Genomic DNA, 20824 nt, shown 5'->3' with positions numbered 1-20824 from the left:
GTCGCCGACATGCCCACCAACCCCGGACGCTGCGGGAACGCCGAGGGCGGGCCCGTACGTTGATCAGTGGGCTCGCGGCCGGCCTCGTTCAATCCCGGAGCTCCCACGAGGCTCCGCATGGTCGCCGAGGCCGGGCCCGAAAGGGGTCGGTGCGCGCCCCGGCTCGGCGCTGGGAGACAATTTCACGGTGAGGATGCAGGTCCAGAACCGCAGCGTTCGGGCCAGGCGTCCCTTAAACCCGGCCAACGGAAGGCGTGGACAGGATGTGGAAGGACCTGGCGGCCCTCGCGCCGCCTCTCACCGTGGCCGCCGCGTTCTTGGCGGGCGTGTTCTGGGTGGTGCGGCGAGAGATGGGCGGTAAGCGACGGCGCGAACGCACCTCCGAGAAGCGCCGGAGCGGCCAGTAACCCGGGGGATCCAGAGCGATTGCCGGGGATAACGCTGCGTAACGGGCGTGCTAAACTCGGATCTGTGGTTCGAATTGTCATCGGCCACCGTCGCGGTATATCTTTGGCAACCGAATGCAGTTTGCTCCGGTGAAAGGTCAGTCTCCATGGCAGAGCAGATCATTAAGCGCCTCATCGACGACCTCGATGGTGGCGAGGCGGAGGAGACGGTTCCGTTCTCTATCGACGGTGTCTCCTATGAGATCGATCTCAGCAGCGACAACGCGAAGAAGCTGCGCGATTCTCTGTCCCCGTTCGTGGAGCACGCGCGGAGGGCCGGCGTGGGACGCCGCCGCCGCAGCCGTGCCGCCTCGAGCCGCGAGCGTAGCGCGGACATCCGTGCGTGGGCGAAGGCGCGTGGGATCAAGGTCAACGAGCGCGGACGCATCCCCGCGACGGTCGTCGAGGAGTACGAGCGCGCGCACTGACCCGCGGCAGAGAGAAGTCAGACCGGCCCGTTGCCTGAGTTTGTCGGCGGCGGGCCGTTCGCTTGCGGCGTACGGGGAACATCCGGGCCCCGCGCGGTAGTTGGATGAGGATGAACAGCCCTAGCCCGGGGAATCTTCTCTGGTACGGCGCCGAGGTAGGGACCGCGGGGCGGGCTAGCATGCGGGAGGACAGGGTCGGACATCCCGGCCTCTGCCCGACCGCTCTGTGAGGAGCGACGAGATGTTCGAGAGGTTTACGGACCGCGCGCGGCGGGTTGTCGTCCTGGCTCAGGAAGAGGCCAGGATGCTCAACCACAACTACATCGGCACCGAGCACATCCTCTTGGGCCTCATCCACGAGGGCGAGGGTGTTGCCGCCAAGGCTCTGGAGAGTCTGGGCATCAGCCTCGAGGCCGTCCGCCAGCAGGTCGAAGAGATAATCGGCCAGGGGCAGCAGGCACCTTCGGGACACATCCCGTTCACTCCGCGGGCGAAGAAGGTCCTTGAGCTGTCGCTGAGGGAGGCGCTGCAGCTCGGCCACAACTACATCGGGACCGAGCACATTCTGCTGGGCCTGATCCGCGAGGGTGAGGGTGTGGCGGCCCAGGTCCTGGTGAAGCTCGGGGCCGACCTGAACCGCGTCCGCCAGCAGGTGATCCAGCTGCTGCACGGCTACCAGGGCAAGGAGCCGGCGTCGTCCGGCGGCCCGTCGGAGGCTGCGCCTTCGACCTCGCTCGTGCTGGACCAGTTCGGCCGCAACCTGACCCAGGCCGCGCGCGAGGGCAAGCTCGACCCCGTCATCGGGCGAGAGAAAGAGATCGAGCGGGTCATGCAGGTGCTGTCCCGCCGTACCAAGAACAACCCGGTGCTGATCGGGGAGCCCGGCGTCGGCAAGACCGCCGTCGTGGAGGGCCTGTCCCAGAAGATCGTCAAGGGCGAGGTCCCCGAGACGCTGAAGGACAAGCAGCTCTACACGCTGGACCTCGGCGCGCTGGTCGCCGGTTCCCGCTACCGCGGTGACTTCGAGGAGCGCCTGAAGAAGGTGCTCAAGGAGATCCGCACGCGCGGCGACATCATCCTGTTCATCGACGAGCTGCACACGCTCGTCGGCGCGGGCGCCGCCGAGGGCGCGATCGACGCCGCCAGCATCCTCAAGCCGATGCTGGCCCGCGGTGAGCTCCAGACCATCGGCGCCACGACGCTGGACGAGTACCGCAAGTACCTGGAGAAGGACGCGGCGCTGGAGCGCCGCTTCCAGCCGATCCAGGTGGCCGAGCCCTCGCTCAGCCACACGATCGAGATCCTCAAGGGCCTGCGGGACCGCTATGAGGCGCACCACCGCGTGTCGATCACCGACAGCGCGCTGGTGGCCGCCGCCCAGCTCGCCGACCGCTACATCAGCGACCGGTTCCTGCCGGACAAGGCGATCGACCTCATCGACGAGGCCGGTTCGCGGATGCGCATCCGCCGCATGACCGCGCCGCCGGACCTGCGCGAGTACGACGAGAAGATCGCCGACGTGCGCCGGGACAAGGAGTCCGCGATCGACGCGCAGGACTTCGAGAAGGCCGCCGCGCTGCGCGACAAGGAGAAGCAGCTTCTCCAGGCCAAGGCGCAGCGGGAGAAGGAGTGGAAGGCCGGCGACATGGACGTCGTCGCCGAGGTCACCGAGGAGCTCATCGCCGAGGTCCTCGCGACGGCCACCGGCATCCCGGTCTTCAAGCTCACCGAGGAGGAGTCCGCGCGGCTGCTCCGCATGGAGGACGAGCTCCACAAGCGGGTCATCGGCCAGAACGACGCCATCAAGGCGCTGTCCCAGTCGATCCGGCGTACCCGCGCCGGCCTGAAGGACCCGAAGCGTCCCGGCGGTTCGTTCATCTTCGCCGGCCCGTCCGGCGTCGGTAAGACCGAGCTGTCCAAGACCCTCGCGGAGTTCCTGTTCGGCGACGAGGACGCGCTGATCCAGCTCGACATGTCCGAGTTCATGGAGAAGCACACGGTCTCGCGGCTGTTCGGCTCCCCGCCCGGCTACGTCGGGTACGAAGAGGGCGGCCAGCTGACCGAGAAGGTCCGCCGCAAGCCGTTCTCCGTGGTCCTGTTCGACGAGATCGAGAAGGCCCACCCGGACATCTTCAACTCGCTGCTGCAGATCCTGGAGGACGGTCGCCTGACCGACGCCCAGGGCCGGGTCGTGGACTTCAAGAACACCGTCGTCATCATGACGACGAACCTCGGCACCCGGGACATCTCCAAGGGCGTCTCCGTCGGCTTCGCCCGGGAGAACGACCAGCAGGGGTCGTACGACCGGATGAAGGCGAAGGTCCAGGAGGAGCTCAAGCAGCACTTCCGGCCGGAGTTCCTGAACCGTGTCGACGACATCGTCGTCTTCCACCAGCTCACCCCGGTGGAGATCATCGAGATCGTCGACCTCATGATCGCCAAGGTGGACGAGCGGCTCAAGGACCGCGACATGGGCATCGAGCTGCGGCCCGAGGCCAAGGACCTGCTGGCCGAGCGCGGGTACGACCCGGTGCTGGGCGCCCGTCCGCTGCGCCGCACGATCCAGCGGGAGATCGAGGACAACCTGTCCGAGAAGATCCTGTACAACGAGCTGCGCGCCGGCGAGATCGTGATCGTCGGTGTCGAGGGCAGCGGCGAGACCGCCAAGTTCACCTTCACCGGTGAGCCCAAGCCGGCCTCGGTGCCCGACTCCCCGCCGCCCGCGGCCGAGTCGGTCAACCGCCAGTAGCCCGGCCTGATCGTCCCTGAGGCCCCGCGCTCCACGCGAGCGCGGGGCCTTCGGCATTGCGATATTCGAGGAGATGGAGACAGATGGAGTACGTGAAACTCGGTGCGACCGGCCTGGACGTGTCCCGGATCTGCGTGGGGTGCATGAGCTTCGGCATCCCCGACCGGGGCAATCACGCCTGGACCCTGGACGAGGAGCAGAGCCGTCCGCTGATCCGCCGGGCCGTCGAGGCCGGGATCAACTTCTTCGACACGGCCAATGTGTACTCCGACGGCACGAGCGAGGAGATCGTCGGCCGGGCGCTGGCCGACTACGCGCGGCGCGACGAGATCGTTCTGGCGACCAAGGTGCACGGTCGGATGCGGCCGGGCCCGAACGGCGGCGGCCTGTCCCGTAAGGCGATCATGACGGAGATCGACAACAGCCTGCGGCGCCTCGGCACCGACTATGTCGACCTCTACCAGATCCACCGCTGGGACCCCTCGACGCCCATCGAGGAGACCATGGAGGCGCTGCACGACGTGGTGAAGGCCGGCAAGGCCCGCTACATCGGAGCCTCGTCCATGTGGGCGTGGCAGTTCGCCAAGGCGCAGTTCACCGCCGAGCGGCACGGGTGGACACGCTTCGTGACGATGCAGAACCACTACAACCTCCTCTACCGCGAGGAAGAGCGCGAGATGATGCCGCTCTGCGTGGACCAGGGCGTCGGCGTCATCCCGTGGAGCCCGCTGGCCCGCGGCCGCCTCGCCCGCGCCTGGGACGAGACGACCCATCGCGCCGCCACCGACGAGTTCGGCAAGACCCTCTACCAGGAGGGCGACCGGGAGATCGTCGAGGCCGTCGGCGCGATCGCCGAGGCCCGGGGCGTGCCGCGTGCCCAGGTGGCGCTCGCCTGGGTGCTGAGCCGGCCGTTCGTGACCGCGCCGATCGTCGGCATGGGGAAGGACCGGCACCTCGACGACGCCCTGGCCGCGCTCGAACTGCGGCTCACCGACGACGAGATCGCCCGACTGGAGAAGCCCTACACCCCGCACGCGGTCGCGGGTTTCTGAGCCCGGCCCTTAAGATCACTTGCTCCAGGCACCTTACGGGAAGGTCGCGCGTGGAGACGAACGGGATCGGCGACGGGTCGGCGGGCGCCGTGCAGGCACCGGATCTGCGCACGGATGTCGCGCATTCGGCGCGGATCTACGACTACATGCTCGGCGGTAAGGACAACTTCGCGGCGGATCGCGCCGCGGCCGACGCGATCGCCAGGCACCTGCCGACCCTGCCGATCTCCATGCGGGCCAATCGCGACTTCATGCTCCGCATGACGCGGTATCTGGTCGGGGACCTGGGCATCCGGCAGTTCCTCGACATCGGCACCGGCCTGCCGACCTCGCCGAACCTCCACGAGGTCGCTCAGGAGCTCGCGCCGGAGACACGAGTCGTCTACGTCGACAACGATCCGATCGTCCTGGCGCACGCACGGGCGCTGCTGACGAGCTCCGCCGAGGGGTGCACGGCCTACATCGACGCCGACCTGCGGGACACCGGGGCCATCCTCGGCTCCACCGTCCTCCGCGAGACCCTCGACCTCGGCCGGCCGGTGGCGCTGACCCTGATCGCGATCCTGCAGTTCTTCGTCGACGAGGACGAGGCGCTCACGGTCGTACGGTCTCTGATCGAGCCGCTGGCGCCGGGCAGCGTGCTCGCGCTGTCGGTGGTGCCCACGGCCGACGAGGCGAGCCCGCTCGCCGATGGGGTGAACGCCTACCGCTCGCAGGGGATCCCGATGAAGATGCGCACCAGGGCCGAGATCGAGCGCTTCTTCGAGGGCCTGGAGCTGGTCGATCCGGGCGTCGTCAAGGTCACCGAGTGGCACCCCGACGAGCCGGCCGACCCGGACGATCCCGCGCCCCACATGTGCGGCGGCGTGGCCGTGAAGCGCTGAGCGGTTCTGAAAGATTCACGGGATTCGTTGACGTGACGCGGTGAGCTGTGTGCTATGGGAGCGCTCCCACGACGAAAGGACGCTCCGTGCGCACTGCCCCCGCACTGCTCTCGGTCGCGCTCGCCGCCGCCCTCGGCGGCAGCGTGATCGCGGCACGGCCGGCCCGGGCCGCCACCGGCCCGGCACTGGCCGTCGACCTCACGGCCGCCCGGCACGCCATCAGCCCCGACATCTACGGAATGAACTTCGCCGACGAGGACCTCGCCCGCGACCTGCGCCTGCCCGTACGGCGCTGGGGCGGCAACGCGACCTCCCGCTACAACTTCCGTAACGACACGACCAACCGCGCCGCCGACTGGTACTTCGAGAACATCCCCAACGACAACCCCGACCCGTCCACGCTCCCGGACGGCTCGGAGACCGACCGCTTCGTCGAGCAGGACCAGGCCACCGGCACGAAGACCATCCTCACCCTGCCGATGATCGGCTGGGTGGCGAAGGACCGGGCGAAGGCGTGCGGTTTCAGCGTCGCCAAGTACGGCCCGCAGCAGCAGACCGACCAGTGGGCGCCGGACTGCGGGAACGGCGTCACACCGGACGGCACGCAGATCACCGGGAACGACCCGACCGACACCAGCGTCCAGGTCGGCCCGCAGTACGCGAAGGACTGGATCGCCCACCTCAAGAGCCGGTACGGCGGCGCCGCCGACGGCGGAGTGCAGTACTACGACCTGGACAACGAGCCGGACATCTGGCACAGCACCCAGCGCGACGTACGCCCCACCGGCCTGGGCTACGACGAGCTGCGCGACCGCACGTACCAGTGGGCCGCGGCGGTGAAGGAGGCCGATCCGGACGCCAAGACGCTCGGGCCGGTCGGCTGGGGCCTGAACTCGATCTTCTACTCCGGCCTCGACCAGGACCAGTGCAACCGCACCGGCTGCTGGTCGAACCCGCCGGACAAGGCGGCGCACGGCGGTGAGGACCTCGGGCCGTGGTACCTCGACCAGATGCGCGCGTACGAGCAGGCGCACGGCACCCGCATTCTGGACTACTTCGACATCCACCTGTACCCGCAGCAGTCCGGGGTCTCCGGCAGCGATCCGGGCGACGCGGCCACCAAGGAGCTGCGCCTGCGTTCCACCCGTCAGCTCTGGGACCCGACGTACGTGGACGAGAGCTGGATCAACCAGCCGGTGCAGATGATCCCGAGGATGCGGGCGCTGGTCGACCAGCACTACCCCGGCACGAAGACCGCCATGACCGAGTACAGCTGGGGCGCCTTCGGCGACATCAACGGGGCGCTCGCCGAGGCGGACGTCCTCGGCATCTTCGGCCGCGAGGGGCTCGACATGGCCGACCTGTGGACCGCCCCGACCAGCGACCAGCCGGTTGCCGACGCCTTCCGGATCTACCGCAACTACGACGGCAAGGGCGGGGCGTTCGGCGAGACCTCGGTCAAGGCGACCAGCGAGGACCAGGGCAAGCTCGCGATCTACGCCGCCCAGCGGTCGAGCGACAAGGCGCTCACGATGGTCGTCGTGAACAAGACCGGCGACGACCTGACCAGCCCCGTCGCGCTCACCGGCGCCTCCGCCGGAACCGCGCAGGTCTACCGCTACAGCTCCGCCGACCTGACCGGCGTCGTACGGCAGGCCGACCAGCCCGTCACCGCGACCGGCTTCAACGCCACCTTCCCGGCCAACTCGATCACCATGGTCGTGCTGCCGAGCGGCGGGCAGGGCGACACGCAGCCGCCGACTGCGCCGGGCAAGCCGGTCGCCGGGACGGTCACGAGCGACAGCGTCGCCCTCAGCTGGGCGGCGTCGACCGACGACACCGGCGTGGCCGGCTACGACGTCCTGCGGGTCGACGGCGACTCGATGACCAAGGTGGGCGACGCCACCGGCACCGCGTACACGGTGACCGGTCTTACCCCGGACACCTCCTACACGTTCGCGGTCCGGGCCCGGGACAAGGCCGGCAACGTCTCACCGGTCTCCCCGTCGCTGACCGTACGGACGGCGGCCACCTCGGCGGGAACCTGCAAGGTCGCGTACACGATCGGCAGCAGCTGGCCGGGCGGCTTCACCGCGAGCGTCTCCGTCACCAACACCGGTACGACGGCGGTCGACGGGTGGAAGCTGGCGTTCGACTTCCCGGACGCCGGCCAGCGGGTCACGCAGGGCTGGTCCGCCACCTGGCAGCAGACCGGTAAGAGCGTGACCGCGGCCAGCCTGAGCTGGAACGGCCACCTGAACCCCGGCGCGGCCACGTCGATCGGGTTCAACGGCGCGTGGACCGGCCAGAACCCGGTGCCGACGGCGTTCACCCTGAACGGGCAGAAGTGCGGTAGCTGACCCCGACACCGGAGGCCCGCCGCGGTGCGGGCCTCCGGCTCAGTCCTCGCCGTCCCCGGCCGGTACGGCCGGGGGGACGGTCTGCGCCCACTCGGCCCAGTCGGCGAGCGCCTGGTAGATCCGGTTCGCCGCCTCGATGGCGACGCGCATGGAGCGGGTCTGCTCGCTCGTCCCGAAGTCGCCGCGATCCTTGGCCGCCGCGTAGCCGCGCGCCACCGCGGCGGTCTCGGCGAAGAACTCCTGCTCGCGCCGGAGGTGCGCCTGGAGGTCGTCGGTCTCCATGAGCCAGAAGAAGAACGACCGGAGGACGGACTCGATGCGGAGGGTGTGGTCGACCTTCTCCTCGGTGAGCCAGCGGCGGATCTCGGCCAGCCCGGCGTCGGTGATCCGGTAGGCCTTCCGGCCGCGTGGGCCGTGGCTGTCGACCTCGATCATCCCGGCGTCGGAGAGCCGGGACAGCTCCGCGTAGATCTTCGGGTGCTGGGCCGGCCACACCGGCCCCAGGTGCTCCTCGAAGCGCCGGGCCAGGTCGTAGCCGCTGGCCGGTCCTTCGGCGAGCAGCCCGAGCAGACCATGCCGCAGCGACACTGCCTCACCGTCCTCACTCGTGATCCGGACGTCCATCTTGACATGTCCTCCCGGGACGGCTGATGATCATCCTGTCCCAAGGTACATGTCCCTAAGTACATGTGAGGTCGATCATGAGTCAGGCAGCGCAGCGGAACGAACGCGCCGTCTTCGTCACGGGGGCCGGCGGAGGCATCGGCACCGCGACCGTCCAGGCCCTGGCCGAGCGGGGGTACCGCGTCTACGCCGGAGTGCGCCGCGACACCCCTCACCTGCGAGGACAGGAGCGGATCGAGCAGGTACGGATCGACGTCACCGATCCGGAGAGCGTCGCCGAGGCCGCCGCCGAGGTCGCCCGGCTGCAGGACGGCGAGGGCCTGCACGCCGTCGTCAACAACGCGGGGATCATCATCCAGGGCCCCCTGGAACTCGTGCCCGCCGACGAGCTGCGCCGCCAGTTCGCGATCAACGTCTTCGGGCCCGCGGAGGTGGTACGGGCGTTCGCGCCGCTGCTCCGGAAGGGCGGCGGCCGCCTGATCAACATCAGCGCCCCGACGGCCAGGCTCGCGGCACCGTTCGCCGCTCCGATCTCGGCGAGCAAGGCCGCGCTCGACGCGCTGTCCGACGCCCTCCGCATCGAGCTCGGAGCGCAGGGCATCGCCGTCGTCACCGTCGTCCCCGGCGCCGTCGACACGCAGATCTTCGCCAAGGCGGACGAGGCGGCCGAGGCCGCCCTCGCGGACGCCGACCCCGCGCGCCTCGCGCTCTACCGGCCGCGGCTGGCGGCCATGGGAGCCGCCATGGCCAAGATGCGGGCGTCCAAGCCCGAGACGGTCGCCCGCACGATCGTCAAGGCGATGGAGGCGGCTAGGCCGAAGCCGCGGTACCTCGCGAACTCCGACGTCCGGCCGATGCTGCTCGTGGCACGGCTGCCCGTCCGGCTCCGGGATCGGATGGTCATGCGGGTCCTCGGCCTGGCCAAAGCGGCCTGAGCCGACCGGGAACAGGAGAGAGACGATGACGAACACCGGGATCGCCCTGGTCACCGGCGCCACCGCGGGCCTCGGCCGGGCCGTCGCCACGGCCCTGGCGGAGCACGGGATGCACGTCCTGGTCCACGGCAGGGACGCCGACCGGGCCGCCGACGTGGTCGGCCGGATCGAGAAGGCCGGCGGCACCGCCGAGGCGTACCTCGCCGACCTCGCGTCGCTCGCGCAGGCACGGGAACTGGCCGACCGGGTGAGCGCCGACCACGGCGGGCTCCGGCTGCTGGTCAACAACGCGGGGATCGGCGCCGGCCGTCCGCCCTACCGCAGGCGGCGGCTGAGCGGGGACGGCCACGAGCTGCGGTTCGCCGTGAACTACCTGGCTCCGGCGCTGCTGGCCCGGCGGCTGACGCCGGCCCTGCGGGAGGGGGCGCCCGCCCGGATCGTGAACGTCGGCTCGGTCGGACAGGCGCCGGTCGACTTCGCCGATCTGAGGATGGACACCGGCTACACCGGCGCCCAGGCCTACTACCGCAGCAAGTTCGCGCTCGCCGCGTTCACCTTCGACCTGGCGGACGAGCTCGCCGGCGAGGGCGTCACCGTCAACTGCCTGCACCCCGCGACGTTCATGAACACCCACATGGTCCGGGAGGCGATGATGCCGCCCATGTCGACCGTGGGCACGGGCGCCAGGGCGGTGCTGAACCTCGCGGCCGGACCGGCCGGCGGTGCGGTCACGGGCCGGTACTTCGACGGCGAGAGTGAGGCGAGGGCGCACGAGGGCACGTACGACCCGGCGATCCGCGCCCGCCTGCGCGCCGTCACCGCCGAGCTGCTGGAGCCCTTCTTGGGCGGCTGACCCGGGGAACGCCGGTCCGCCGCCTCCCGCATGTCGCCGGTCACAGCGCGATCGGGCCGACGTCGGCGGCGGTCTGGGCCAGCGCGCGGATCGCGGGACCGTCGGCGGTGGAGCGCCAGACCAGCGCCCATTGAAGGTCGGGCGCCTCGTCGATGGGCACGAAGACGATGCCCGGGTGGCTGTTGTAGCGGGCGGCGTGCGCGCTCAGCGGGTGAACGCAGTCCCCGGCGGCCACCAGGGAGAGGATCTCCTGGAAGGTGCGCGCGGCCGGTCCGCGCGGGACCCGGCGGCCGAGCGGCGTACGCGTCGGGACCATCGATGCGAGCCAGTACTCGGAGGCGCCGGGGCCGAGGTCGACGACGTGACCGTCGGCGAGGTCCTCCAGGGAGGCCGTGCCGCGATCGGCCAGCGGATGATCCACGGGCACGGCCAGCACGCGTCCTCCGGTGGCAACGGTGGGGCCGATGGTGAGATCGGGTTCGGCGACGGGCAGCCACAGGACGTTCACGTCCGTCTCTCCGGTACGCAGGGTCGTGAACGGGGCGCCGCCCACGACCTCGACGAACTGCACGTCGCTGCCGGGATAGCGGCTGCGGAAGGCGTCGAGGTGGGGGCGCAGCTCGTGCCCGAACTGGCCGATCACACCCATCCGCAGGGTCTGGCCCGCGCCGAGACCGGCCGCCTCCGCGCGGGCGAGTCCCGCCTGCAGGAGGTCGTATGCCTGCCGCAGGTCCTCGCGGAGGCGCCGGCCGATCGGGGTCAGGGCCACGCGCCGGCTGGTCCGGTCGAACAGCGCCGCGCCGATGCGCCGTTCCTGCTTGGCGATGGCCTGGCTGACGCGGGCCTGGGACACGTGCAGCCGTTCGGCGGTACGCCCGAAGTGCAGCTCCTCGGCCAACGTCAGGAAGATCTCGATGTCCCGCAGCTCCATCGATAACCCCACTGTTATTGATTGCCGCACGAAGCCTACCTTGTTCCGGCGCTGACCTGCCTCGATGCTGAACTCACGAGATCCCTAGGAGTGATCAGCATGACGACCACGACGCTCGGCGCGTTGTCCGGCGACTACGTCCTCGACACCGCCCACACCAGGATCGGCTTCGTCGCCCGGCACACGATGGGCTCCAAGGTGCGCGGGCGGTTCGAGCGGTTCGAGGGGCGCGCGCACCTGGACGGCGGCGATCCGTCGAGGTCGAGCGTCGAACTCACGATCCAGGCCGGCAGCCTCGAAACCGACAACGCGCAACGCGACGGTCAGCTGCGCGACCGGTTCCTGGGCCTGAAGGACCACCCGACCATCACCTTCACCTCGACCGAGACGCGGCTCGTCGACGAGACCGAGTTCAGGCTCACCGGTGACCTCATCATCCGCGGCGTGACCAGGCCGGTCACCGTGGCCTTCCAGCGGACCGGTGCCGAGCGCGACCTGGAGGGCGACCTCCGAGTCCGCTTCACGGGCGGCGCCACCATCGACCGTACGGACTGGGGCGTGAACTGGAACGCCGCGACCAGGCTCCTGATCGGCAGGAAGGTGGAGCTGGAGTTCGACGTCACCGCGATCCGGCGGCCCTGACGAGGCGATCGAGTCCGCCGGCCTACCCGCGGGGGCGTGCGGCCGGCTCAGTGCCCCGTGGCGCCGTCGATGCGCTCGCGGAGCAGGTCGGCGTGGCCGTTGTGCCGGGCGTACTCCTGGATCATCGTCGTGTACACCCAGCGCAGGCTCATCTCCACGCCGACGCGCGGGTCGAGGAAGGTCTCGTCGAGCGATCGCCCCGCCGTGGTCTTCCGCACGAGTTCGATCTCACCGGCGTACGCGGCCAGATCCGCCTCCGCGTCGGCGCCCGCCACGTCGAACTCGGCGTCCAGATCGTCGTCGGAGCAGTACAGATAGCCGGGCCGCTCCCCGGCGAACCGGTAGCGGAACCAGTCGCGCTCGACCTCGGCCATGTGGCGGACGAGACCGAGCAGCGACAGACCGGACGGCTCGACGCACCGCCGCTTAAGCTGCTCAGCGGTCAGCCCCCCGCACTTCCACAGCAGCGTCCGCCGATGATGGTCCAGCCACGCATCGAGTGTCGCGCGCTCATCCGCGGTGACCGCCTTGAAATGGGCGGAATCGCGCGGCGCCTCCGGTGCCGTCCAGGTCATGAGCTTCCGCTAGGCCATGCGGCGACCTCGACGCAGTTGGACTCGCCCTGGGTGCTGTAGGTGGCCTTGCGCCACCGAAGCTGTACCTCGACACACTGGGACTCACCTTGGGTGCTGTAACTGCTCGTGCGCCATGTTCCCGACTTCATCAGGACTGATCGACTTCGTTGAGCCATGTGGTGACCTCAACACAGTGCGACTCGCCTTGCGCGCTGTACGTACTTTTCCGCCACTGCGACATTCTTCATATCTCCTCTGCGTATGCCTGGATCATCTCCGCCGACATGTCTGGAGGCAATGCCAGGGCGGCGAGTTGCTCGAAAGAGCGTCGCGCGCGGAGAATCTCGGCCGGGGTGTCGATGAGCTGCCCACGAGCCCAGCCATCGGCGTAGGCGACCTCCGGCTCGTCGGGGATGCTCAGCAGCAAGAGCGGGCCGCCAACGGCATCATGGGCTCCGGCGGAGAACGGAAGAACTTGAAGGGTCAAGTTGGGGCGCGGGACGGTCAACGCAGTGAGTTGTTCGCGCATGACGGTTGTGTCGCCGATCCGGCGGCACAGAACCGCTTCATCGATGATCGCATGGAACGTTGGCGCTGGTCGACAGCTGAGAATCTCCTGGCGCTTCATGCGCTTGTCGACTAGATGATCGATCTCTTGAGGTGAGAGACCGTTTCCTGGTACCTGATTGACTGCACGGGCGTACGACCTCGTCTGTAGTAAGCCGGACACCAAGCGCATGTCGTACTCACAGATTCCGCTGACGCGTTGCTCCAACTCGACTAGGTCGCTGAACGACGTGTTGTCGTCTTGGGCCTTTTTGGAGAGTTCGGTCATGACGCCGGGGAGGTTGAAGAGGGCGTCGGCGTGTTCGCCGAGGCCGGGTGGGGGTTTGCGGCGGCCCTGCTCGACGGAGGCGACCGTCCAGACGGACCAGGGGACGCGCTCGGCGAGTTGTTCGCGAGGCCAGCCCAGGCGTTCGCGGTGGCGGCGTAGTTCGGTGCCGAAGTAGGCGACGAAGCCGGAGGAGTTCGTCATGGGTACGGGCTCCTTGTACGCGTTGGGGGAGAGCGCAGGGGTACGAGCTGGAACCATTCCGCAGCGTAATCATTCGATGACACCATCGTCAGGCAGATGGCGAAGTCCGATCACAGGAGGTCACCGTGCTGATGAAGGTCGAGGGCGTGTACGTCTCCACGTGCGCCCACATCCCCGAGAACACGGCACTGCGGGTCGTCCGGCACGCGGACGAGGAGATCACGTCCGTGCGGTTCGGCGAGGACGAGCTGCTCGTCGTCGAACTCGACGACGCCATGGTCCCCACCCTCATCGAGGCGATCCAAGGCGCCCGGCAGCCCAAGGCCGACACGGTCTGATCGGGGGCCTCAGGCCGGGGCGTACGCGCCCCGGCTGCCGGGTCAGGGGGACTGCCTCGAAAGCTCAGCGGGGGAGGGCGAAGCGGCCGTCGTCCAGGGGGTCGATGAGGCCGTCCTCGATGAGGGACGACAGGGCGCGCTCCCGCTGGCGTACGTCGTCCCACGCGTCGTCCAGCGCCGCGCGCTCCACCGGACCGCTGGCGTGCCGCAGGACGGCGAGGAGGCGGCCCCGGCACTGGCGGTCGGTCCCGGCGTACGTCTGGCCCTTCCGGGCCGGGCCGTCGTACGCGGGCTTGCCCGCCAGCCGCCAGGCGCAGGACGCGGTCACCGGGCAGTCGGCGCAGCGCGGAGCCCGGGCCGTGCAGACGAGCGCGCCAAGCTCCATCACGGCCACGCCCCAGGTGGCGGCCGTCTCGGCGTCCGGCGGCAGCAGCGACTCGGCGAGGCGGACCTCGGCGGCCGTCTGCGTCTTCGGCGGGTACTCCACGCCGGTGACCATCCGGGCCAGCACGCGGCGCACGTTGGTGTCCAGGACGGCGTGCCGCTGCCGGTAGGCGAAGCTCGCCACCGCCGCGGCGGTGTACGCGCCGACGCCCGGCAGCGCGCGCAGGTCGTCGTACGCGGACGGCACCCGTCCGCCGTGGCGCTCGACGATCGCGCGGGCGCTCGCGTGGAGGTTCAGCGCGCGCCGGGGGTAGCCGAGCCGTCCCCAGGCGCGGACGGCCTCACCGGGCGGCTCGGCGGCCAGCGCGGCGGGGGTGGGCCAGCGGGTCAGCCACGCCTCGTACGCGGGCAGGACGCGGGAGACCGGTGTCTGCTGCAGCATGATCTCGCTGACCAGGACCGCCCAGGGGGAGGCGTCCGGCCGGCGCCACGGGAGATCCCGTGCGTTCTGCGCGTACCAGCTGAGAATGGGCTCGGCGTAGGTAGGTCGGTGCATGGTGAGTTCGATCCTGGCACGGCGGGTCGCGATGGCACGCACTGATCGAAAAAGGATACTCAGCGTATGGACTCCGACACACACGGGGACCTGGGGGAGGCGGACGCCTACTGGCGCCGCCGGGTCTACGTTCTCGCCGGGGGGATCACCGCCATCGGCCTGATGGCGTGGGCCTGCTCGGGTCCCGATCACAAGAAGCCGACGGCCCAGGTGCGAAACGCCGCAGCCACCACGATGACGCCGCTGCAGGTCACCCCGACTCCCGCGGTGACACCGGCCGCCCCATCGGCCGCCGCGACGCCCACGGTGACGGTCACGGTGACCGCCGGCGTGCCCGCCGCGGCGCCGCGCAAGGGTGACCCCTGCGACGACGCGGACGTGGTCGTCGGGCTCACACCGACCAAGGACATCTATCAGGACAAGGAACACCCGCGCTTCCGGATCAGCGTGGTGAACACCGGCCGCCGGGCCTGCACGTTCGACGTGGGGGCGAAGGCGCTGCGGCTGCGGATCACCTCTGGCTCGGACCCGGTCTGGTCGTCCGATCGGTGCGCCGACCGCCCCGCGTCCGAGCCCCGGCTCCTGCGGCGCGGCGTCCCGTACATCGCGGACGTCGACTGGGACCGTACGCGCTGCGGCGGCGACTCGCGCGCCCGGCCGGGGACGTACGTCGTCTCGGCCAAGAGCGCCGGCGTCCGGACGCAGAGCCAGGTCTTCCGCCTGCGCTAAGGCCTGTCCGGCGAATCATTGAGGGGTGGCCACGCACCGACCGGCGGTCAGGCCATACCGGCCGGGGACCGGGCGACCCGCCCGTCTCCTGCTCCGCGTACGCCCTTGGCTCCAGCGACACACCGGACAATCATCCTCACAACGGACTCCCAGGTGGCGTGCCGTCTTCCAGGAGCGTCTACTCAGAGAAGAATTTTTCTCCCCTGTGTAGACAGGCATGAAAACGATGCCCTATCCCGGCGGGCGGCCCACCTACCAGGCAGGACCGGGCCGCCCGGTCGGCGGTGCCCGTACCTCTCACCGGTCCGCTCCCGCAGGTGGCCCACTGTCTCTCGGCGCGGTCCCCTCAGGAGGAAGAAATCCCGCCTGAGGGGACAGCGCCGGAAACGATGCCCCCACTCCAGCGGGGCGAGCCCCCCGGGCACATCTGCATTCCTGCCGCCAGGGCGGGTAGGCCCCGGCCGAGCGATGCACGGCGAAAAGGAGTCGATATGAGCGCGCAGGACAAGGCCGCGAACACGGGCGACAAGATCAAGGGCAAGGCGAAGGAAGCGGTCGGCAAGGTCACCGGAAACGAAGAGATGGAAGCCGAGGGCAAGGCCGACCAGGCCAAGAGCGACGCGAAGCAGGCCGGCGAGAAGATCAAGGACGTCTTCAAGGACTGATCCCGTTCGGGGACTGATCTCGCCGATCCCGTCTCGACGCAAGGCCGCAGCCAGAGGGCTGCGGCCTTGCGTGTGGCCCAGCGGCGGCGCTGCATGCGATGCGGCCGGCCGGTTTCGCTTCTAGCGGACGCGGGCGGTGGGCACCGCTCAGGCTCGGGCGCGGGGCGGCGGACGCCGGGTGGCTCGGGTCGGGCGTGTCAGACGTAGCGTTCGAGGATCGAGGACTCGGCCAGGCGGGACAGGCCCTCGCGGACGCTGCGGGCGCGGGACTCGCCGACCCCGCCGACCGACTGCAGGTCGTCGATGCTGGCGGCGAGGAGCTTCTGCAGGCCGCCGAAGTGCTCGACGAGGCGCTCCATCAGCAGGCCGGGCAGGCGGGGGACCTTGGCGAGCAGGCGGTAGCCCTTCGGGCTGACCGGGGTGTCCAGCGGGTCGTTGCCGCCGAAGTCGAGCACGTCGGCCACGGTGGCCAGGTCGAGGAGCTCGGAGGCCGACAGCTGGTTGAGCGCGGCGAGGACCTCCTCGACCGAGCGGGAGTGGTCCTCCGGCTGGTAGTCGCGGACGATCAGCTCGCGGTCGACGTCGACGCCGGACACCAGCTCGTCGAGCTGCAGGGACAGCAGCCGTCCGTCCGTGCCGAGCTCGACGACGTAGCCCTTGATCTCGTCGGCGATGCGGCGCACCATCTCCAGGCGCTGCACGACCGCGCTGACGTCGCGGGCGGTGACGAGATCCTCGATCTCCAGCGCCGACAGCGTGCCGGAGACCTCGTCGAGGCGCAGCTTGTAGCGCTCCAGCGTGGCCAGGGCCTGGTTGGCGCGGGACAGGATGGCGGCCGAGTCCTCCAGGACGTAGCGCTGGCCGTTGAGGTACAGCGCGATGATCCGCATCGACTGGCTCACCGACAGCACCGGGTAGCCGGTCTGGCGGGCGACCCGCTCGGCCGTGCGGTGCCGGGTGCCGGACTCCTCGGTCGGGATCGTCGGATCCGGCATGAGGTGCACGCCGGCGCGCACGATGCGGGTGCAGCCGGCGTCCAGGACGATCGCGCCGTCCATCTTGGCCAGCTCGCGGAGCCGGGTGGAGGAGAACTCGACGTCAAGCTCGAAACCACCCGTGCACAGGCCGGCGACGACACGGTCGTAGCCCATCACGATCAACGCGCCGGTGTGACCCCGAAGGATGCGTTCCAACCCGTCGCGGAGCTGCGTCCCCGGAGCGACGGCGGCAAGGGTTGCGCGGCGTCGCTCGTCTCTGCCTCTGTCTTGTGCTGGCACGTGACCCCCGGAGGTCTCTGAACGGCGGTCAGTTTATCGGTGAACGCGAGACGCCCACCCGCTCCCCTCGCCGGTTGGCGACCGGCGCGCGGTCACGCGTCCGCGGCCGCCGTCGCGAACGCGAGGGCGAGCGCCGTCCAAACGTCGTCCACTTCTGTCACTTGCATACCCTCATCCGTCACGATCGTGCCACTGGTGCGGCCGGAAGTCGGATCGATCGACCCGCCGGGCACGATGGCGCGCCGGTAGCCGAGCCGGGACGCCTCGGCGAGCCGCCGCTTGGCCGCCTGCACGCCGCGCACCTCGCCGGCCAGGCCGACCTCGCCGAAGGCGACCAGGTCGGAGGGGAGGGCGGCGTCGTTGGCCGCGCCGGTGACGGCGAGCGCCACGGCCAGGTCGACGGACGGCTCGCTGAGCCGCACGCCGCCGACCGTCGCGGCGTACACGTCGCGGTCGTGCAGCTTGATGCGGCAGCGGCGCTGCAGCACCGCGAGCATCATCGCGATCCGGGCGGAGTCGAGCCCGGACGTCATACGGCGCGGGTTGGCCAGCGGCGACGGTGCGACGAGCGCCTGCACCTCCGCCACCAGCGGCCGCCGGCCCTCCAGCGTCACGGTCACGCAGGTGCCCGGCGCGGGCTTCTCCTGCCGGGTCAGGAACAGGCCGCTGGGATCGGCCAGCCCGATGATCCCCATCTCCGACAGGTCGAAGCAGCCCAGCTCGTCGGTGGGGCCGTAGCGGTTCTTCACCGCGCGGATCATCCGGAGCCGGCTGTGCCGGTCGCCCTCGAAGTAGAGCACGACGTCGACGAGGTGCTCCAGGACGCGCGGACCGGCGATCGAGCCGTCCTTGGTCACGTGGCCGACGACGACCGTCGTGATGCCGCGCTCCTTGGCGACCCGGATCAGGTTGGCCGCGACCTCCCGCACCTGGCTCACCCCGCCGGCGGCGCCGTCGATCTCCGCCGAGCCGATCGTCTGGATCGAGTCGACCACGACCAGCTCGGGGGCGACCGAGTCGATCTGCCCGAGGACGGCCGCCAGGTCGGTCTCGGCGGCGAGGTAGAGCCGGTCGGCGATCGCGCCGATCCGGTCGGCCCGCAGCCGCACCTGCTCCGCCGACTCCTCACCCGTGACGTAGAGCGCGGTGCCGCGGTCGGCGTGCAGCGCCGCGACCTCGAGCAGCAGGGTGGACTTGCCGATGCCGGGCTCGCCGGCCAGCAGCAGGACCGCGCCCGGCACCAGGCCGCCGCCGAGCACGCGGTCGAGCTCGTCCAGCCCCGTGGCGGCGGTCTGCGCGGCCTGCACGTCGACCTGGCCGATCGGCCGGGCCGGCGCGCTCACCGGGCCGGGCGTCACGACCCGCGCCGGCTTGGCCGCGCCCGCCACATCGACGGTGCCCCACGCCTGGCATTCGCCGCACCGCCCGACCCACTTCGAGGTCTGCCACCCGCACTCGGTGCAGCGGTACGCCTGCTTCACGCTCTTCGCCATGCCCGCGACTGTACGGCCCGCCGCCGACAAATGAGAGTGACCTCGGTGACTCGGGGTGACATAGTAGTCACTGGCCGATCTCGGACAAGAGAGTTGACGAAACCTGTCCGCCGATCCTTACTGGCGGACAGGAGGGCAGGGGGAGGGCGCGATGCGCAGGTGGCTTGCAGTCGTGTCATTGGTTCCGGCGCTCGTCGCCGGCGGCTCGGCGCGGGCGGTCACCGTGACCGGCGGCTCGGCACGGGCGGTTCCCGTGACCGGCGGCCCTGCACGGGCGGTCACCACGACAGGCGGCTCGGAGCCGGCGGTCACCGGCGGCTCGGCACGGGCGGTTCCCGTGACCGGCGGCCCTGCACGGGCGGTCACCACGACAGGCGGCTGGGAGCCGGCGGTCACCGGCGGCCGCTACGTCGCGCTCGGCGACTCGTTCACGGCGGGGCCGTTCATCCCGCACCGGCACGGCAGCCCGATCGCATGCCTGCGCTCCGACCACAACTATCCCTCGCTCGTGGCGCGGATGCTGCAGCCCGCCTCGTTCACCGACGTGAGCTGCAGCGCGGCCACGACCGAGGACCTGAGCCGGTCCCAGTCCGTCCTGTTCGGCCACAACATCCCGCAACTCGACGCCGTCACCCGCGACACGACCCTGGTGACGATCGGCATCGGCGGCAACGACATCGGCTACAGCCGCATCGTGCTGACCTGCGCGGCGTTCAGCCTCGTCGATCACCACGGCGCGCCCTGCGCGCGCTACTACGGCACGACCCTGGACGAGCGGATCGCCGCGACCGCGCCGAAGGTCGCCGCGATCCTGCGGGCCGTTCACGCCCGTGCGCCGCGCGCCCGCGTCCTGCTCGTCGGCTATCCCCGCATGCTGCCCTCCCGCACGGGATGCTGGCCGAACGTCCCCACGGCCTCCGGCGACATCCCGTTCCTCGACCGGTTCGAGCGGCGGCTCAACGAGATGCTGGCCGCGGAGGCCCGGCTCGGCGACGCGCGGTTCGTCGACGCGTACACCACCGGGCGGCGTCACGACATGTGCTCCGCCGACCGGTGGGTCGAGGGCATCCTGGTGAAGAACCCGGCCGCCCCCGTCCACCCGAACGCCAAGGGCATGCAGGCCGTCGCGGACCGGGTGCTGGCCGTGCTCGGCGCGTCCCGCGTGTCCGCCGGCTGAACGGGTACCGCGTCAGTAGCGCCGCCACCACAGGTTGACGGCGTAGTCGACCTCGCAGCCCTCGACCTCGCCCAGGAACTCCTCGGCGAGCTCGGCCGGGAACTCGATCTTCAGTACGGCCTCGAGATCCGCGCGGTCGTCGAAGCGCCAGCGCATCTCCAGCGGCGTACGGGAGAACCCATGCCGAGACCAGAACCGCTCGACGGCGACGGGGTCGTACGACGGCAGCCAGCGCCGGAACCACGCGCCGAACGTCGACCGCGTGGCGTCGTTGTCGATGACGAACGCCGCGCCCCCGCGCCGTACGACCCGGCCCAGCTCCGCCAGGCCCGGTTCGCAGCCGGGCCCGAAGAAGTACGCCCAGCGGGCGTGGACCACGTCCACCGACGCGTCGGGTACCGGGAGCGCCTGGGCCGCGCCGACGCGTACGGCAACGTTGGGCACGTCGGCGACGCGCCGGCGGGCGAGGCCGGCCAGCCCGGCGTGCGGTTCGACGCCGACGACCTTCGCCGCCGTCCGCGCGAACGCGGGCAGGTGGAAGCCCGTGCCACAGCCCACGTCGAGCACCACCGCGCCGTCCCAGGACCGGATCTCGCGCATGGCCCGCTCGATCCGCCCGTCCGGGTCGACCGCGCGGTTCTCCAGCTCGTAGACCTGCGGGCTGTTCCAGATGTTGGGGCTGGCGATGGC

The 20824-nt window shown here is 70.5% G+C and carries 23 protein-coding genes; 13 read left to right on the top strand and 10 right to left on the bottom strand.

Annotated elements, in window-relative coordinates; all coding sequences use genetic code 11:
• Window positions 1-254 precede the first annotated feature (254 nt).
• From NDW01_RS06890 to NDW01_RS06865, 6 genes are all read left to right on the top strand, one after another.
• Window positions 255-407: a hypothetical protein gene (locus tag NDW01_RS06890; RefSeq protein WP_252779360.1), complete on the top strand. Its 153-nt coding sequence runs from the start codon at window positions 255-257 to the stop codon at window positions 405-407.
• 146 nt (window positions 408-553) lie between these two features.
• On the top strand, window positions 554-874 hold the full coding sequence (locus tag NDW01_RS06885) for a histone-like nucleoid-structuring protein Lsr2 (RefSeq protein ID WP_252779361.1): 321 nt from the start codon (window positions 554-556) through the stop codon (window positions 872-874).
• A 241-nt stretch (window positions 875-1115) separates the two neighbouring features.
• A complete protein-coding gene (locus tag NDW01_RS06880; RefSeq protein ID WP_252817783.1) occupies window positions 1116-3623 on the top strand; it encodes an ATP-dependent Clp protease ATP-binding subunit in 2508 nt (835 codons plus the stop codon).
• An 83-nt stretch (window positions 3624-3706) separates the two neighbouring features.
• The gene (locus NDW01_RS06875; RefSeq protein ID WP_252817781.1) at window positions 3707-4675 is read left to right on the top strand and encodes an aldo/keto reductase; all 969 of its coding nucleotides are present in this window, start codon (window positions 3707-3709) and stop codon (window positions 4673-4675) included.
• A 50-nt stretch (window positions 4676-4725) separates the two neighbouring features.
• The gene (locus NDW01_RS06870) at window positions 4726-5559 is read left to right on the top strand and encodes an SAM-dependent methyltransferase (RefSeq protein WP_252817779.1); all 834 of its coding nucleotides are present in this window, start codon (window positions 4726-4728) and stop codon (window positions 5557-5559) included.
• 86 nt (window positions 5560-5645) lie between these two features.
• Window positions 5646-7919, top strand: coding sequence for a glycoside hydrolase family 44 protein (locus NDW01_RS06865; RefSeq protein WP_252817776.1), 2274 nt, complete (start codon window positions 5646-5648; stop codon window positions 7917-7919).
• A 39-nt stretch (window positions 7920-7958) separates the two neighbouring features.
• Here NDW01_RS06865 and NDW01_RS06860 read toward each other — a convergent pair whose 3' ends face one another.
• Entirely contained in the window at window positions 7959-8543 is a 585-nt protein-coding gene (locus NDW01_RS06860; RefSeq protein ID WP_252817774.1) for a PadR family transcriptional regulator, read from the bottom strand.
• Between the two features lie 77 nt (window positions 8544-8620).
• On the opposite strand from NDW01_RS06860, the gene NDW01_RS06855 reads away from it, so the two are divergent.
• Both NDW01_RS06855 and NDW01_RS06850 read left to right on the top strand, forming a co-directional pair.
• Window positions 8621-9478, top strand: a complete 858-nt coding sequence (locus NDW01_RS06855) for an SDR family NAD(P)-dependent oxidoreductase (RefSeq protein WP_252817772.1) — start codon at window positions 8621-8623, stop codon at window positions 9476-9478.
• A gap of 25 nt (window positions 9479-9503) precedes the next feature.
• Entirely contained in the window at window positions 9504-10331 is an 828-nt protein-coding gene (locus NDW01_RS06850; protein WP_252817769.1) for an SDR family NAD(P)-dependent oxidoreductase, read from the top strand.
• Between the two features lie 40 nt (window positions 10332-10371).
• Here the strand turns inward: NDW01_RS06850 and NDW01_RS06845 are convergent, their stop codons facing one another.
• Window positions 10372-11262 (bottom strand): LysR family transcriptional regulator, encoded by an 891-nt coding sequence (locus NDW01_RS06845; RefSeq protein ID WP_252817767.1) that lies wholly within the window; start codon window positions 11260-11262, stop codon window positions 10372-10374.
• Window positions 11263-11361: 99 nt separating this feature from the next.
• Here NDW01_RS06845 and NDW01_RS06840 point away from each other — a divergent pair, with 99 nt between their 5' ends.
• Entirely contained in the window at window positions 11362-11904 is a 543-nt protein-coding gene (locus NDW01_RS06840; protein WP_252817765.1) for a YceI family protein, read from the top strand.
• Window positions 11905-11951: 47 nt separating this feature from the next.
• Here NDW01_RS06840 and NDW01_RS06835 read toward each other — a convergent pair whose 3' ends face one another.
• From NDW01_RS06835 to NDW01_RS06830, 4 genes are read right to left on the bottom strand one after another with little or no spacing between them, the layout of a single operon-like run.
• A complete protein-coding gene (locus NDW01_RS06835) occupies window positions 11952-12479 on the bottom strand; it encodes a DinB family protein (protein WP_252817763.1) in 528 nt (175 codons plus the stop codon).
• The gene (locus NDW01_RS44255; protein WP_406567696.1) at window positions 12476-12628 is read right to left on the bottom strand and encodes a DUF397 domain-containing protein; all 153 of its coding nucleotides are present in this window, start codon (window positions 12626-12628) and stop codon (window positions 12476-12478) included. The genes NDW01_RS06835 and NDW01_RS44255 overlap by 4 nt, the downstream gene beginning before the upstream one ends.
• Complete coding sequence (locus tag NDW01_RS44250; protein ID WP_406567695.1) at window positions 12628-12720, bottom strand: DUF397 domain-containing protein; 93 nt, start codon at window positions 12718-12720, stop codon at window positions 12628-12630. Before NDW01_RS44250 ends, NDW01_RS44255 begins: the two co-directional genes overlap by 1 nt.
• 3 nt (window positions 12721-12723) lie before the next feature.
• Window positions 12724-13515, bottom strand: a complete 792-nt coding sequence (locus NDW01_RS06830; RefSeq protein WP_252817762.1) for a helix-turn-helix domain-containing protein — start codon at window positions 13513-13515, stop codon at window positions 12724-12726.
• A gap of 125 nt (window positions 13516-13640) precedes the next feature.
• On the opposite strand from NDW01_RS06830, the gene NDW01_RS06825 reads away from it, so the two are divergent.
• Window positions 13641-13853, top strand: coding sequence for a hypothetical protein (locus tag NDW01_RS06825; protein ID WP_252817760.1), 213 nt, complete (start codon window positions 13641-13643; stop codon window positions 13851-13853).
• A gap of 64 nt (window positions 13854-13917) precedes the next feature.
• Here the strand turns inward: NDW01_RS06825 and NDW01_RS06820 are convergent, their stop codons facing one another.
• Window positions 13918-14793, bottom strand: a complete 876-nt coding sequence (locus tag NDW01_RS06820; protein WP_252817758.1) for an HhH-GPD family protein — start codon at window positions 14791-14793, stop codon at window positions 13918-13920.
• A gap of 66 nt (window positions 14794-14859) precedes the next feature.
• Between NDW01_RS06820 and NDW01_RS06815 the strand changes: the two genes are divergently transcribed.
• Entirely contained in the window at window positions 14860-15522 is a 663-nt protein-coding gene (locus tag NDW01_RS06815; protein WP_252817756.1) for a hypothetical protein, read from the top strand.
• A 491-nt stretch (window positions 15523-16013) separates the two neighbouring features.
• On the top strand, window positions 16014-16187 hold the full coding sequence (locus NDW01_RS06810; protein ID WP_252817754.1) for a CsbD family protein: 174 nt from the start codon (window positions 16014-16016) through the stop codon (window positions 16185-16187).
• Window positions 16188-16384: 197 nt separating this feature from the next.
• Here the strand turns inward: NDW01_RS06810 and disA are convergent, their stop codons facing one another.
• Window positions 16385-17464: a DNA integrity scanning diadenylate cyclase DisA gene (gene disA / locus NDW01_RS06805; protein WP_252817752.1), complete on the bottom strand. Its 1080-nt coding sequence runs from the start codon at window positions 17462-17464 to the stop codon at window positions 16385-16387.
• A gap of 92 nt (window positions 17465-17556) precedes the next feature.
• On the bottom strand, window positions 17557-18957 hold the full coding sequence (gene radA, locus NDW01_RS06800) for a DNA repair protein RadA (protein ID WP_252817750.1): 1401 nt from the start codon (window positions 18955-18957) through the stop codon (window positions 17557-17559).
• 151 nt (window positions 18958-19108) lie between these two features.
• On the opposite strand from radA, the gene NDW01_RS06795 reads away from it, so the two are divergent.
• A complete protein-coding gene (locus tag NDW01_RS06795; RefSeq protein WP_252817748.1) occupies window positions 19109-20134 on the top strand; it encodes an SGNH/GDSL hydrolase family protein in 1026 nt (341 codons plus the stop codon).
• 12 nt (window positions 20135-20146) lie between these two features.
• On the opposite strand, the gene NDW01_RS06790 is transcribed toward NDW01_RS06795, so the two are convergent.
• Window positions 20147-20734 carry a class I SAM-dependent methyltransferase gene (locus NDW01_RS06790; RefSeq protein WP_252818745.1) on the bottom strand — a complete coding sequence of 196 codons (588 nt, stop codon included), beginning with the start codon at window positions 20732-20734 and terminating at the stop codon, window positions 20147-20149.
• Between the last annotated feature and the right edge of the window lie 90 nt (window positions 20735-20824).

It is taken from the genome of Actinoallomurus soli, assembly GCF_024055715.1.
Classification (GTDB): domain Bacteria; phylum Actinomycetota; class Actinomycetes; order Streptosporangiales; family Streptosporangiaceae; genus Actinoallomurus; species Actinoallomurus soli.
Note: the sequence above shows the minus strand (reverse complement) of the source record. Positions and strands in the feature narration are given on the sequence as shown.